13 protein-coding genes are annotated in these 12,871 nt (G+C 61.9%); 4 read left to right on the top strand and 9 right to left on the bottom strand.

Annotated elements, in window-relative coordinates; all coding sequences use genetic code 11:
- Positions 1-76: 76 nt before the first annotated feature.
- From MUO32_RS23500 to MUO32_RS23490, 3 genes are all read right to left on the bottom strand, one after another.
- Positions 77-748, bottom strand: coding sequence for an SOS response-associated peptidase (locus MUO32_RS23500; protein WP_257950799.1), 672 nt, complete (start codon positions 746-748; stop codon positions 77-79).
- Between the two features lie 10 nt (positions 749-758).
- A complete protein-coding gene (locus tag MUO32_RS23495; RefSeq protein ID WP_257950798.1) occupies positions 759-983 on the bottom strand; it encodes a hypothetical protein in 225 nt (74 codons plus the stop codon).
- A 967-nt stretch (positions 984-1,950) separates the two neighbouring features.
- The gene (locus MUO32_RS23490; RefSeq protein WP_257950797.1) at positions 1,951-2,376 is read right to left on the bottom strand and encodes a BA14K family protein; all 426 of its coding nucleotides are present in this window, start codon (positions 2,374-2,376) and stop codon (positions 1,951-1,953) included.
- A 284-nt stretch (positions 2,377-2,660) separates the two neighbouring features.
- Here MUO32_RS23490 and MUO32_RS23485 point away from each other — a divergent pair, with 284 nt between their 5' ends.
- Positions 2,661-3,635, top strand: coding sequence for a GlxA family transcriptional regulator (locus MUO32_RS23485; RefSeq protein ID WP_257950796.1), 975 nt, complete (start codon positions 2,661-2,663; stop codon positions 3,633-3,635).
- A 47-nt stretch (positions 3,636-3,682) separates the two neighbouring features.
- Here the strand turns inward: MUO32_RS23485 and MUO32_RS23480 are convergent, their stop codons facing one another.
- From MUO32_RS23480 to MUO32_RS23465, 4 genes are all read right to left on the bottom strand, one after another.
- Positions 3,683-4,459: an amino acid ABC transporter ATP-binding protein gene (locus tag MUO32_RS23480; protein WP_257950795.1), complete on the bottom strand. Its 777-nt coding sequence runs from the start codon at positions 4,457-4,459 to the stop codon at positions 3,683-3,685.
- A gap of 16 nt (positions 4,460-4,475) precedes the next feature.
- On the bottom strand, positions 4,476-5,630 hold the full coding sequence (locus MUO32_RS23475; protein ID WP_257950794.1) for an amino acid ABC transporter permease: 1,155 nt from the start codon (positions 5,628-5,630) through the stop codon (positions 4,476-4,478).
- A gap of 1 nt (position 5,631) precedes the next feature.
- Complete coding sequence (locus tag MUO32_RS23470; protein WP_257950793.1) at positions 5,632-6,840, bottom strand: amino acid ABC transporter permease; 1,209 nt, start codon at positions 6,838-6,840, stop codon at positions 5,632-5,634.
- Between the two features lie 91 nt (positions 6,841-6,931).
- Positions 6,932-7,960, bottom strand: a complete 1,029-nt coding sequence (locus MUO32_RS23465; RefSeq protein WP_257950792.1) for an amino acid ABC transporter substrate-binding protein — start codon at positions 7,958-7,960, stop codon at positions 6,932-6,934.
- Positions 7,961-8,312: 352 nt separating this feature from the next.
- Between MUO32_RS23465 and MUO32_RS23460 the strand changes: the two genes are divergently transcribed.
- Positions 8,313-9,503: a cystathionine beta-lyase gene (locus tag MUO32_RS23460; protein WP_257950791.1), complete on the top strand. Its 1,191-nt coding sequence runs from the start codon at positions 8,313-8,315 to the stop codon at positions 9,501-9,503.
- A gap of 44 nt (positions 9,504-9,547) precedes the next feature.
- Here the strand turns inward: MUO32_RS23460 and MUO32_RS23455 are convergent, their stop codons facing one another.
- Together MUO32_RS23455 and MUO32_RS23450 are read right to left on the bottom strand one after the other, a co-directional pair.
- A complete protein-coding gene (locus tag MUO32_RS23455) occupies positions 9,548-10,708 on the bottom strand; it encodes an FAD-dependent monooxygenase (protein ID WP_257950790.1) in 1,161 nt (386 codons plus the stop codon).
- A gap of 22 nt (positions 10,709-10,730) precedes the next feature.
- Positions 10,731-10,979 (bottom strand): zinc-finger domain-containing protein, encoded by a 249-nt coding sequence (locus MUO32_RS23450; protein WP_257950789.1) that lies wholly within the window; start codon positions 10,977-10,979, stop codon positions 10,731-10,733.
- Between the two features lie 165 nt (positions 10,980-11,144).
- Here MUO32_RS23450 and MUO32_RS23445 point away from each other — a divergent pair, with 165 nt between their 5' ends.
- Positions 11,145-11,930: an alpha/beta fold hydrolase gene (locus MUO32_RS23445; protein WP_257950788.1), complete on the top strand. Its 786-nt coding sequence runs from the start codon at positions 11,145-11,147 to the stop codon at positions 11,928-11,930.
- Positions 11,931-12,021: 91 nt separating this feature from the next.
- Positions 12,022-12,855 (top strand): serine O-acetyltransferase, encoded by an 834-nt coding sequence (cysE, locus tag MUO32_RS23440; protein WP_257950787.1) that lies wholly within the window; start codon positions 12,022-12,024, stop codon positions 12,853-12,855.
- Positions 12,856-12,871: the final 16 nt, after the last annotated feature.

Raw genomic sequence — 12,871 nt, 5'->3', positions numbered from 1 at the left:
GCGCAGGACGCAAAGCGGGTTAGCTCTAAGGCGCTTTTGAGGCATCCCTTAAAAAGTCCAACTTGATTGTCGTCCACTAGAGAGAATTGACGATTGGCGCCGGCCGCTCGGTAAACCTCGAGCTGTTGATGTCCCTGCTGACGCGGTGCATCTGCATTTGACCGTCGAGATGATGATCGAGGATACCCTTGAGGTTTTCCTTCGGCGTCGCGGGATTGAGCCAGCCCTCAAACACCTCAGGATCGAGGGCGATCGGCATGCGGTCGTGAATCTGGCTGATAGGGGCGATCGACGGCGCCGTGATGATCGTGCAGCTCGTGACGTCCAGCTTCGCGTTATGCGCCCATAGGCCGGCGAACGCATAGGGCGCGCCGCCAGGCATCTGGATAAGCCACGGGTCCTTGCCGCCATCCTCTTCGTTCTTCGTCCATTCATAGAAACCGTCGGCCGGGATGAGGCACCGCCGCGCCTTGAAGGCGTCACGAAAGGCAGGCGAGCTATCCACCGTCTCGATGCGGGCATTGAACATCGCCGCCTTCGGAATTTCCTTTGCCCAGTGCGGAACCAGCCACCAGCGGCCATCGTCGACCGTCTGATTGCCTTCATCATCCAGTCGGACAAATGGCACAGTCTGCGTCGGCGCGACGTTGAACCGGGCTTCCGTGTTTCTCGACTTGATGCTGTCGGTCAGGCGATAGAGCGCGACCAGATCGCGCCAAGGCAGCATTTGCGTGAAGCGTCCGCACATATTCCCTCGGCTAAAGCTTGATCTTGCGGATGGATACGGCCGTTTGTTCGTAGCATTGCATGGCTAGGATGTGATGGTCCGCCAAGGAAGCAATGGCCGCGCAGGCCTCGCCCTCATCCCATCCCGCCTTCATCGCCTTCCACAAGAGGGTTTGGAACGCAGCTTCCAAGGCCTCTTCACATTGCATGAAGCGGTCCTCTGCATGCTCTGTTGGAAGCGGTCCGACTATATGCATGAAGCGCATCCTCCACCCTGTGAAGGATAAAACGGGACGATCAGCCCTGCAAGGAACCATTTGAAGCGGGCTTTCCTCTTACCAGCCGAATTTTCGCCCGTGCTCCTTTAGGTCCGCGATTCGTCGCGACACCGCTTCAGGCTTTGGATCTGAGAGAGCCACGCCCTCATCGTACCAGTCTTCTACTCGCTTAGCGGCTTCCCACGCTTCTCGCTCCCATCCAGAATGCGGCATGGGTCGACGGAACTCCCACCATGAAGAGCAACCGCCAGCCCATATGAACATGCCCGCCTTAAGGCTCGTCTTGTCGCGATGGATACGGCCAATGTAGAGATCGCCGTCATAGGCTGACCAGTCTTCATCCGCTTCACCGGGCCATGTAAGTTGCCAGCGATATTTCCGCTGCCAGCCGCCACGATCTGAAGTCATCTGTCGGCCCTCGCGGCTACCCAAGTGTTGGTGCCCTTGTTTCCGCACTTCCGGCATCTCAGGAACTGGCGGAGGATGTAGAGGTGTACATCGCCGCCTGCACCCTGCTGAAGTTGCCAGCGATCGACAGGGCCTTCTCTCTCGCAACCTGAGCAGTGGCCTCCCAGTTCATACCACTGCGGCACCTCGCCGAGCGTCGGTCGGTTAGGCGCGAATAGGGCTTCAAGGTCTGTCCATTGGGGCTTGGCGTCGCGCATGTTCTTTTTTCGTTCTTGTCTGCGCGAGAGTCAAGGCGCGAGCGGGCGTGCCCAATGGCGCTCAGCCTCGTTTGTTGATGAGGTACTGCAATCCCGGAATAAGTCCCGGGATGCCTACGAAGGCATGGGCTTAGGCTTTGTATCCAAAACGATTTCCCGACCGCGCCATCCTTGCTTCTAAGCAGAATGTCGCAGGTTCGAGCCCTGCAGGGGTCGCCATGTCATTGCAAGAAAAGGGCAGCCGGTTGGCTGCCCTTTGTCGTTTGCGGAACTGTTCAACCTCAGTAAGGCGAGACGCACTGTTTGCGTGGCCCGTAGTTCGGTTGGAACGTGTTGTCATAGGCGCGGTACGAGCGATAGCGGTTGGCGCACCAGTCGGCATGAGAGCCGCCTGCCGAAGGCTGGTTGGCGATTGCGCCGCCGATGGCGGCGCCCAGGCCGAAAGCGGCTAACGGATACCAGAAGCCGTCCGAATGGCGGCGATAACCCGGTCGACGCTCGCGATAGCCGTGGTGACCCTGCCAGCGGCGCTCGGCGCGGCGTTCGCGACGATCCCGGCGTTCGTAGCGGTACTGCACCTTTTCAACGCTCGAAGCTTCCGGCACGGGCACACGCGCGAAGGTGATGGCCTGGGCGGGCACGACGGACGTGACAGCCATCATGATGGAAAGCGCGCCGGCGGCGATGCCAGTCTTGAGATTAAACATGGGAGACCTTTCCTGATTGTTCGACGGTGGAACGCGCGCCGGCGGAAGGAGTTCCATGAGGCATGGGCCGAGGGCCTGAATTCAAACGGAAAAGGCAAAAAAAAACGGGTTGGTCCGCCTTGTCGGCTCGCCAACCCGTTCCGGTAAATTGCGGATCAGGGTGTTCGGGGTACAGGGGCTCTCACCACAATCTGGCTGCATCTCCAGATCTCCTGTGAGGCCGATCATGCCCGAATGCATTTTCCCCGATTGACATAAGGCGCATCTTTTTTGACTATTTCCACATGAAGAAAGAAGCGTTGTTACAGGGGCCGCTCGACGTCACCATCGTGCTCTTGCCGGAGTCGTCGATCATGTCGCTTGCCTCCGTGCTCGATCCGATGCGCGCCGCCAATCGCGTCGTGCCGGAGCCGGTCTTTCGCTGGAAAATCCTGTCGCCGCATGGCCATCCGGTGCTTCTCACCTGCGGCGTCGAGATCCGCGTCGACGGTGATTTTGCCGATGTGACGAGCGGCGATGCGTTGCTTCTGATCGCCGGCTTCAACCAGGACCGCCACGCGGACCGCGGCTTCGTTGCCCGGCTCAAGAAGATCGCGCGGCGATTCGGGGTCGTTGCCGGCATCGAATCGGGCTGCTGGCTGCTGGCGCGCTCCGGCTTGCTCGACGGACGCAACGCGACCGCGCATTGGGAGGAGCTGGAGGATTTCGCGGCGGCCTTTCCCGCGCTCAATGTGCGCGCGGACCGCTTTGTCACAGACGGGCCGCTGTGGACCTCCGGCGGGGCCTCGCCGACCTTCGACATGATGCTGCATCTGGTGCGCGAACGGTTCGGTTCCGCCGTGGCGCTCGATGTGGCCAGTGTCTTCGTCTACGATCAGACCCATGCGGCGACGGATGCACAGCCGCTCGTTTCGCTCGGCCGGCTCGGCGAGCGCCAGCCGGAACTGGCCGCCGCCATCCGCCTGATGGAGCGCACGATCGACCGGCCTTTGACCATTGCGGCATTGGCGCGCCGCCTCGGCTTTTCGACGCGCAAGATCGAGACGCTCTTCGGGAATGGTCTCGGCACCGCGCCGGGGAAATACTATCTGCGCCTGCGTCTTACCGCTGCCCAGAGAATGGTGCGCGACACGCCGCTCTCCATGCAGGAAGTCGCGCTGCGCAGTGGATTCGACAGTCTTTCGGCGTTTTCGCGCGCCTTCCGCAATCATTTTGGTGCAAGTCCGCTGAAGTTCAGAGCGGAACTGCGCGCCAAATGAAAAAGGCGGGCTTGAGGCCCGCCTTCCGTAGTCCGAAGTCGATCCGCTTAGTGCAGGATCTGGCTGAGGAAGAGTTTCGTGCGCTCGTGCTGCGGATTGTCGAAGAATTCGGCTGGCGAGTTCTGTTCGACGATCTGGCCCTGGTCCATGAAGATGACGCGGTTGGCGACCTGGCGGGCAAAACCCATTTCATGCGTCACGCACAGCATGGTCATGCCTTCTTCGGCCAGCGACACCATCGTGTCGAGCACTTCCTTGACCATTTCCGGGTCGAGCGCCGAGGTCGGCTCGTCGAACAGCATGATCTTCGGCTTCATGCAGAGCGAGCGGGCGATCGCCACACGCTGCTGCTGGCCACCGGAAAGCTGGCCCGGATATTTGTTTGCCTGTTCCGGGATCTTGACGCGCTTCAGGTAGTGCATCGCCACTTCTTCAGCGTCCTTCTTCGGCATCTTGCGAACCCAGATCGGCGCCAGCGTGCAGTTTTCCAGGATCGTCAGGTGGGGGAAGAGGTTGAAGTGCTGGAACACCATGCCGACTTCGCGGCGCACTTCGTCGATCTTCTTCAGGTCATTCGTCAACTCGATGCCGTCGACGACGATCTGGCCCTTCTGGTGTTCTTCCAGACGGTTGATGCAGCGGATCATCGTGGACTTGCCGGAACCCGACGGGCCGGCGATGACGATGCGCTCGCCCTTCATGACCTTGAGATTGATGTCGCGCAGCACATGGAACTCGCCGTACCACTTGTTCATGTTGGTGATCTCGACGGCGACGTCCGTCGCGGAGACCGCCAGTTTTTGCGCCTGGGCTTGATTGGCCATTGTTGTTTCCTCTCACTTATCTCTTGTGGTTCGTATCGAGCCGACGTTCCACGAAGGCCGAGTAGCGCGACATGCCGAAGCAGAAAATCCAGAACGTGAAGCCGGCGAAAATCAGGCCCGTCAACGGTGTGACCGGGGTGATCCAGGCCGAATCCCCAAAACTTGCCTTCACGATACCGAGCAGATCGTACATCGAAATGATCGTGACGAGGGAGGTATCCTTGAACATGCCGATGAAGGTGTTCACGATGCCGGGGATCACGAGTTTGATGGCTTGCGGTAGCACGACGAAGGTCATTTTGTGGAAGTAGTTTAGACCAAGAGCGTCGGCCGCTTCATATTGCCCTTTCGGAATGGCTTGAAGACCACCGCGAATAACCTCCGCCATATAGGCGGATGCGAAGATCGATACGCCGATCAGCGCGCGCAGGAACTTGTCGATATTGTTGCCGGGTTCCAGGAACAGCGGCAAAAGCACGCTCGCCATGAACAGAACGGTGATCAGCGGCACGCCGCGGATCAGTTCGATGAAGGCGACGCAGACCGTCTTGAGGATCGGCATGGTCGAGCGGCGGCCGAGCGCCAGCAGGATGCCGGCGGGCAGGGAAATCGCGATGCCGACGAAGGAGATGATCAGCGTCACCATCAGGCCGCCCCAGAGCGACGTCTCGACGGGCCGGAGACCGAACACGCCGCCCAGCAGCAGGAAGAAGGCGACGACCGGCAGAACGATCAGGAGCAGAAGGGCGTTCAAGCCCTTGCGCGGCATCTTCGGCATCAGGAAGGGGATGAGCAGTCCGACGAACATGGCGACGACGAGCAGCGGCCGCCAGAGTTCGTCGCGCGGATAGGAGCCGAACATGAACTGGACGAAGCGGTCGCCCACATAGGCCCAGCAGGCGCCGTTCCAACCGGCCGGAAGCTGGCCGCCCTGATCGACGGTGAGGCAAGCCGTGCGGTCCGACCCGGTCCAGACCGCCGACACGAACAGCCAGTTGATGAGGCCCGGCAGGAAGTAGACGAGCGCCAGCAGTGCGACGATCGACAGGACGCTGTCCTTCGCCGAGGCGAAGAGGTTTTTGCGGATCCAGCCGATAATGGAGGAGTCGGAGGTCGGGGGCTTCTCCGCTTCGAGGAAATGATCCCGGACGTAGGTAATGCTTTCAGCCATCTCAGCGCTCCACCAGGGCCATCTTGGCGTTGAACCAGTTCATGAACAGCGAGGTGATGAGGCTGATCGAGACATAGATCAGCATCCAGATCGAAATGATCTCGATCGACTTGCCGGACTGGTTGAGAATGGTGCCGCCGACCGCGACGAGGTCGGCATACCCGACGGCCACCGCGAGCGAGGAGTTCTTGATGAGATTGAGATACTGCGAGGTGAGCGGCGGAATGATGATCCTGAGCGCCTGCGGGAGCACGACGAGACGGGTCGCCTGGCCGGGGCGAAGACCCAGCGCAAAGGACGCTTCCGACTGGCCCTTGGAGACGCCGCGGATACCGGCGCGCACGATCTCGGCGATGAACGAAGCCGTGTAGAGCGAGAGGGCCAGATAGAGCGCCAGAAATTCCGGCCCAATGACCATGCCGCCCTTCATATTGAAGGAGCCGGGCACCGGATAGTCCAGCGTCAGCGGCTGGCCCATCACGATGAAGACGGCGAGCGGGAAGAGCAGGATGAGCGCGAGATTGACCCACAGGACAGGCGGCCGCTGGCCCGTCGCGCGCTGGCGGGCATTCGCCCAGACCGTGAAGGCGATGGCCGCGACGATCCCGATCACGAGGGCCACGAGCACGACGCCAAATCCTTCACCGAAGACCGGTGCCGGCATGTAGATGCCACGGTTGGAAACGAAGAACACCGCATCTGGATTGTCCTTCACGTGCTGGAAGATCGTGCGGATCGAGGGCAGCAGGGCGAGAACGCCGAGATACCAGAAGAAGATGACGAGCAGCGGCGGAATGTTGCGGAAGATTTCCACATAGACCGTGCACAGGCGCGCGATCAGCCAGTTGTGCGACAGGCGCCCGATACCGACGAGAAGGCCGACGATCGTCGCGGTGACGATGCCGGCGGCGGCGACCACGAGCGTGTTGAGAAGGCCGACCTGCAGCGCGCGGAAGTAGGTCGAGTCGCTGGAATAGGAAATCAGCGACTGCGCGACGTCGAAACCGGCGCGGCTGTTCAGGAAGCCGAAGCCCGCCGTCATGTTGGCGCGGGCGAGGTTCTGGACGACGTTGTTCCAGGCGTACCAGACGGCGCCGATGATCACGACGAGCGTGACGACCTGATAGACGACGCTTCTGAGCGCCGGGTTGTAAAGAAGCGATACCTTCGGCGGTTCGCCGGACCCTGTTCGGGCATCCGCAAGAGCCATGCATTTCCCCTGACGTTGGTTCGCCCTGTTTGCCGGGCGTTTGTTTTGAAAGGGAGGGCAGTTTTCTGCCCTCCCGAAGTCGGATCCGGGATTAGCGGATCGGCGGAGCGTACTGCAGGCCGCCCTTCGTCCACAGGGCGTTCAGGCCGCGGGCGATCTTGAGCGGGGAGCCTTCGCCGACATTGCGCTCGAAGGATTCGCCATAGTTGCCGACAGACTTGATGATCTGCACGGCCCAGTCCTTCGGCAGGCCGAGGTCGGCACCAATGGTGCTGTCAGCTTCTTCGCCGAGGAAGCGCTTGATGTCCGGGTTGGCGGACTTCTTCATCTCTTCGACATTGGCGGTCGTGATGCCGAATTCTTCGGCAGCGACCATCGCATAGTGCGACCAGGTCACGATGTCGAACCACTTGGAGTCGTTCTGGCGCACGGCCGGGCCGAGCGGCTCCTTGGAGATGATCTCCGGGAGAACCATATGGTCATCCGGGTTGGCCATCTTCAGGCGGATCGAGTAGAGGCCCGAAGCGTCGGTCGTGTAGGCGTCGCAGCGGCCGGCATTGTAGGCGGCGTCGGCTTCATCCTGTGCTTCGAAAACGACCGGCTTGAAGTCCATGTTGTTGGAGCGGAAGTAGTCGGCGAGGTTCAGTTCCGTCGTGGTGCCGGACTGAACGCAGACCGAGGCGCCGGAGAGTTCCAGAGCCGACTTCACGCCGAGTTCCTTCTTCACCATGAAGCCCTGGCCGTCATAGTAGTTTACGGCACGGAAATCGAAGCCGAGCTGCGAATCGCGGCTGACGCTCCAGGTCGTGTTGCGGGCGAGCAGGTCGATTTCACCCGACTGCAGAGCCGGGAAGCGGTCCTTGGCCGAAAGGGGGGTGAACTTCACCTTGGTGGCATCGCCGAAGACGGCAGCGGCCACGGCCTTGCAAAGATCGATGTCGAGACCGGCCCAGTTGCCGGCCGAATCCTGCGCGCCGAAGCCGGCGAGGTTCGAACCGTTCACGCCGCACTGCACGAAGCCCTTGGCCTTCACGTCAGTAAGCGTATCCGCCTGAGCAGCCGTTGCGCCAAGCCCCAGCACGGCAGCGCCAACGAGCGCTGTCACGATTTTTTTTGCCATTTTTTCACAACCTTTTTCTGTTGTCTTTGTTTTGTCCGCAGGTCACGCATTCGATGAACACGGTGCGGAACTCGCCACCCTCCCGGCGCGAGGTTTCTTATCTCATGCTCAAATTTTCACAGGGTCAAGTGACCCGGCTTATTTTCCGGCCGGTAACCTAAATTTGTCGATATTTGCTGCAGTTTTGGGCAAAAAATCGGGGAATTGTGCAGTAAACCGCTCAAAAATTCCGCGCGCTTAATATTTGAAGCGCTTTGGATGGTACGGCATCGTCGTCCATGGGGTTGACCTTGCGGGCCGGCTGGCGAAAAGTCAGCGAACTCAACCCCTTCGCATTTCCGGATCGATCCCCATGAAAAACAGAGACGAAATCCTCGCCGGCGCCGGCGTGAACACCCGACTTGCCCATGCCGGCAACGACCCGGCGGATTATCACGGTTTCGTCAATCCGCCGGTCGTCCATGCCTCGACCGTGCTTTTCCCCAATGCCGCAACGATGGAAAATCGCGCTCAGAAATACACCTATGGTACGCGCGGCACGCCGACGACCGATGCGCTCTGTGCGGCCATCGACGAGCTGGAAGGCTCGGCCGGCACCATTCTCGTGCCATCGGGCCTTGCCGCCGTCACCGTGCCGTTCCTGGCCTATCTCTCGTCGGGCGACCATGCGCTCATCGTGGATTCGGTCTATTTTCCGACGCGCCATTTCTGCGACACGATGCTGAAGCGCCTCGGTGTGACCGTCGAATATTACGATCCGATGATCGGCGCGGGTATCGAGGCCCTGATCAGGCCGAACACGAAGCTCGTGCATACGGAAGCACCGGGCTCCAACACGTTCGAGATGCAGGACATTCCGGCGATTGCCGCTGCCGCCCATAAACACGGCGCGGTCGTCACCATGGACAACACCTGGGCGACGCCGCTCTATTTCAAACCGCTGGATTTCGGCGTCGATGTCTCTATCCATGCGGCGACGAAATACCCGGCCGGTCATTCCGACGTGCTGTTCGGTACCGTCTCGGCCAATGCCGCTCACTGGGAGCAGTTGCACGAGACGCAGATCACGCTCGGCACCTGTGCCTCGCCGGATGATGCCTATCAGGTGCTGCGCGGCCTGCGCACCATGGGCGTGCGGCTTGAGCGACACCAGGAAAGCGCGCTCGAACTGGCGCGCTGGCTGGAAGGCGTCGATGACGTGTCGCGCGTGCTGCATCCTGCACTGCCGAGCTTTCCGGGGCACGACCTCTGGAAACGCGACTTCAAGGGCGCGAGCGGCATCTTCTCCATCGTTCTCGACGGCGGCTCGCCGGAACGTCACAAGGCCAAGGCCCATGCCTTCCTCGATGCGCTCGGCATCTTCGGCCTCGGCTACTCCTGGGGTGGCTTCGAGTGCCTGGCGGTGCATGTGGGTCTCGGCGATCGCCGCGTCGCCAAGGGGCCGGAAGAAGGCCCGGTGCTGCGCCTGCAGATCGGTCTCGAAGACGTGAAGGACATCAAGGCCGACATCGAGCGCGGTCTTGCCGCGGCTCGGGCCGTATAGGAGCAGAGTTTGCCCCTCATCCGGCCATTCGGGCGAGGGGCTGCTTAATCCGGCGTTCGATAGCCGTAGAGCCAGTCGAGATCGCCGGCGAGTTGTTCCGGCTTGCGCAGCGACAGCACGAGGTCACGTGCGAGTGCGACCGGTCCACTGGCGTGGTAGGCGAAGCGATTAAAGGCGCCGCGGCTGCGCACCTTTGCGACACGTTCGCGGCGTTCCTTTTCGAACTGACGCAGAGCAGGCCCGATGTCGGCGGTGCCGGCGAGGCGGTTTGCCAGCAGAACTGCATCCTCGATCGCCATGGCGGCGCCCTGCGCCGCAAAAGGCGTCATGGCATGGGCGGCATCGCCGATCAGCACCGTGTCCTTCCCGTCCGTCCAGGCCCCGTCCGGGCAACCGAAGAGCGGCCATGCCATGGGGTTTTGCGCCTCCTCTATCAGGCGGCGGATATCAGTGTGCCAGCCTGCGAAGGCCTCCAGCAGGCGGCTGTGCGTCAACGCATCGCCCTTGCGCGTCCAGCCCTCCGGTGGCGCATCGTCTTGCGCATGGATGGCGACGACGTTGAAGGCCTGCACCTCCGTCAGCGGATAGGCGACGAGATGGGCATGCGAACCAAGGAAAGCCGTCACGGTTCGTGGATTGAGGAAGGCGGGCGCGGCGGTGTAGGGCACGAGGAAGCGCCAGGCGATATTGCCGGAGTACCGCGCGGGCAGGGCGCCGGGCACGGTTTGGCGCAGGCGCGACCAGACACCGTCGGCGGCAATCAGCACATCTGAGGGTGCAAGGGCACGGGCAGTTTCGGTTCTTTCGATTCGCTGACCCGTTGTCAGCGTGCAGAGCGGGTTTTGACGGACCGAATCAATGAGCAAGGCCTGCAATGACGCGCGGTGCAGGACGCCGTAAGGCGCACCCCATCGGCTGCGGGCGGCACTGCCCGCGGGGACCGAGGCGAGGGGAGAAAGCGTTTTTCCTGAAGAGAGCAGGATATGGTCCGGCTCGCTCCAATGGGCGCTGAGCGCGTCCAAAAGGCCGAGATCGGCGAGGATACGCGATGCGTTCGGCGAGAGCTGCAGGCCGGCGCCGACTTCCTCGAGGGCGGGGGCCTGCTCAAGCACATGGGAGGCAATGCCCTTGCGGGCGAGCGCAAGGGCCGCCGTCAGGCCGGCAATGCCGGCGCCGACGATGGTTGTGGATTTAACGGAGGACATGAGGATGCCGGCCCTTTGGCCGTCACGCCGCTGCCTGGTTCGTGAAGGTGCAGCCGGCGGGTTCCGTCTGCGTTGCCTTCAGGCCGTGATTGTAGCGGTAGAGCGTCGAACAGTAGGGGCAGACCTTTTCGTTGTCGTCGCCCATGTCGAGGAAGACATGCGGGTGGTCGTAGGGCACCGAGGCGCCGACGCACATGAATTCCTTCACGCCGATCTCGATCGTGCGATGGCCGCCGTCGTTCTGGAAATGGGGAATGCTGTGCCCAGCCATGTCATGCTCCGTGAAGTCCGTTTTCTGGCGCGGACCATAATCGCCTTGAAGCCAAATGGGTAGATGCAAAACCGTCGCGGGTGAGGAGATTTCCGCAGGGCGGCCGTTTTCTCCGCGGGCAAAGGGCAGTATGAGCAGGGTCGAGAAAACGAAAGACGGCCCGCGATGAACCTCGACAACCCGCCCTTTTCCCGTTTCACCCACGAAGGCCTGGAACTCGCCTACTTTGACGAAGGCGACCCCTCGGGCGAGCCGGTGCTGCTCATCCACGGCTTTGCCTCCAGCGCCAGCGTCAACTGGGTGTTTCCCGGCTGGCTGAAGACGCTGGGCGATGCCGGCTACCGCGTCATCGCCATCGACAATCGCGGCCACGGCGCCAGCGCCAAGCCGCATGATCCGGCACTGTATACGCCGCCGCTGATGGCAGGTGATGCGGCGGCGCTGCTCGATCACCTCGCGATCCCGGAAGCGCATGTCTTCGGCTATTCCATGGGCGCGCGCATCACCGCCTTCATGGCGCTGGCCCATCCCCACCGCGTGCGCTCGGTCGTTTTCGGTGGCCTCGGCATTGGAATGGTGGAAGGCGTGGGCGATTGGGATCCGATTGCCGACGCGTTGCTGGCGCCGTCCCTCGACGTCGTGACCCACGAGCGCGGCCGCATGTTCCGCGCTTTTGCCGATCAGACGAAATCCGATCGCCAGGCGCTTGCCGCCTGTATCATGACCTCGCGCGACCTGCTGACCGAAGCGGATATGGCGCGCATCGACGTGCCCGCGCTGATCGGGGTCGGCACGAAGGACGACATAGCGGGAAGCCCGCAGGCGCTGGCGGCCCTGATGCCGGATGCCCGCGCGCTCGACATTCCCGGCCGCGACCACATGCTGGCCGTCGGCGACAGGGTGTTCAAGCGCGCCGTTCTGGAATTCTACGCGCAGATCGACGGTCGCTGACGCGCCGTTTGCGACAAAGCGCGTCCGGCCATTCCGCTCGAACGCGCTTTGCTTTATATATGATCCGGTATGGTGATGAAGGAGTGCGGCGATGGTCGCGACGAATGAACTCAGGGCCGGCGACAAGCTGAAGGCCATGGACCCGATCTGGGATAGCCTGCGCGAGGAAGCCCGCGTTGCCGCCCAGGCCGAGCCGCTGCTGGCGGCCTTTCTCTATTCGACGGTGCTGAACCACCGCTCGCTGGAAGAAAGCGTGATCCATCGCGTCTGTGAACGCCTCGATCATCCGGACCTGCAGGCGAATCTTCTGCATCAGATTTTCGACGAAATGCTGGAAGACTGGCCGGAATGGGGCAGCATCCTGCGTGTCGATATCCAGGCTGTCTATGATCGCGACCCGGCATGCCTGCGGTTCCTGGATGCCGTGCTCTATTTCAAGGGGTTCCACGCCATCCAGACGCACCGCGTCGCGCACTGGCTCTACAACAACGGCCGGCGTGACCTCGCGCTCTACCTGCAAAGCCGGTCCTCCAGCGTCTTCCAGACGGATATCAATCCGGCGGCGCATATCGGCAAGGGCATCTTCCTCGACCACGCGACGGGCCTCGTCGTCGGCGAGACCGCGTCCATCGGCGACAATGTCTCTATCCTGCACAACGTGACGCTCGGCGGCACCGGCAAGGAAGGCGGCGACCGCCACCCGAAGATCGGCGACGGTGTGCTGATCGGTGCGGGCGCGAAAATCCTCGGCAACATCCATATCGGCCATTGCTCGCGCATCGCCGCAGGCTCCGTCGTGCTGAAGCCCGTGCCGCCGAAATCGACGGTCGCCGGCGTGCCGGCCCGCGTCGTTGGCGAGGCGGGCTGCAACGAGCCTTCGCGTGCGATGGATCAGTTGCTGGCAGCCTTCGACTACGATCTCTGAGAGGGAAAAGTCGCCT

The sequence above is a fragment of the Shinella sp. CPCC 101442 genome (genome assembly GCF_024704725.1).
Lineage (GTDB): Bacteria > Pseudomonadota > Alphaproteobacteria > Rhizobiales > Rhizobiaceae > Shinella.
Note: the sequence above shows the minus strand (reverse complement) of the source record. Positions and strands in the feature narration are given on the sequence as shown.

Excerpts from the sequence above, each read along its gene's own strand:
- MUO32_RS23500 (WP_257950799.1), bottom strand. The coding sequence starts at position 748 with ATGTGCGGACGCTTCACGCAAATGCTGCCTTGGCGCGATCTGGTCGCG.
- MUO32_RS23495 (WP_257950798.1), bottom strand. The coding sequence starts at position 983 with ATGCATATAGTCGGACCGCTTCCAACAGAGCATGCAGAGGACCGCTTC.
- MUO32_RS23490 (WP_257950797.1), bottom strand. The coding sequence starts at position 2,376 with ATGTTTAATCTCAAGACTGGCATCGCCGCCGGCGCGCTTTCCATCATG.
- MUO32_RS23485 (WP_257950796.1), top strand. The coding sequence starts at position 2,661 with ATGAAGAAAGAAGCGTTGTTACAGGGGCCGCTCGACGTCACCATCGTG.
- MUO32_RS23480 (WP_257950795.1), bottom strand. The coding sequence starts at position 4,459 with ATGGCCAATCAAGCCCAGGCGCAAAAACTGGCGGTCTCCGCGACGGAC.
- MUO32_RS23475 (WP_257950794.1), bottom strand. The coding sequence starts at position 5,630 with ATGGCTGAAAGCATTACCTACGTCCGGGATCATTTCCTCGAAGCGGAG.
- MUO32_RS23470 (WP_257950793.1), bottom strand. The coding sequence starts at position 6,840 with ATGGCTCTTGCGGATGCCCGAACAGGGTCCGGCGAACCGCCGAAGGTA.
- MUO32_RS23465 (WP_257950792.1), bottom strand. The coding sequence starts at position 7,960 with ATGGCAAAAAAAATCGTGACAGCGCTCGTTGGCGCTGCCGTGCTGGGG.
- MUO32_RS23460 (WP_257950791.1), top strand. The coding sequence starts at position 8,313 with ATGAAAAACAGAGACGAAATCCTCGCCGGCGCCGGCGTGAACACCCGA.
- MUO32_RS23455 (WP_257950790.1), bottom strand. The coding sequence starts at position 10,708 with ATGTCCTCCGTTAAATCCACAACCATCGTCGGCGCCGGCATTGCCGGC.
- MUO32_RS23450 (WP_257950789.1), bottom strand. The coding sequence starts at position 10,979 with ATGGCTGGGCACAGCATTCCCCATTTCCAGAACGACGGCGGCCATCGC.
- MUO32_RS23445 (WP_257950788.1), top strand. The coding sequence starts at position 11,145 with ATGAACCTCGACAACCCGCCCTTTTCCCGTTTCACCCACGAAGGCCTG.
- cysE (WP_257950787.1), top strand. The coding sequence starts at position 12,022 with ATGGTCGCGACGAATGAACTCAGGGCCGGCGACAAGCTGAAGGCCATG.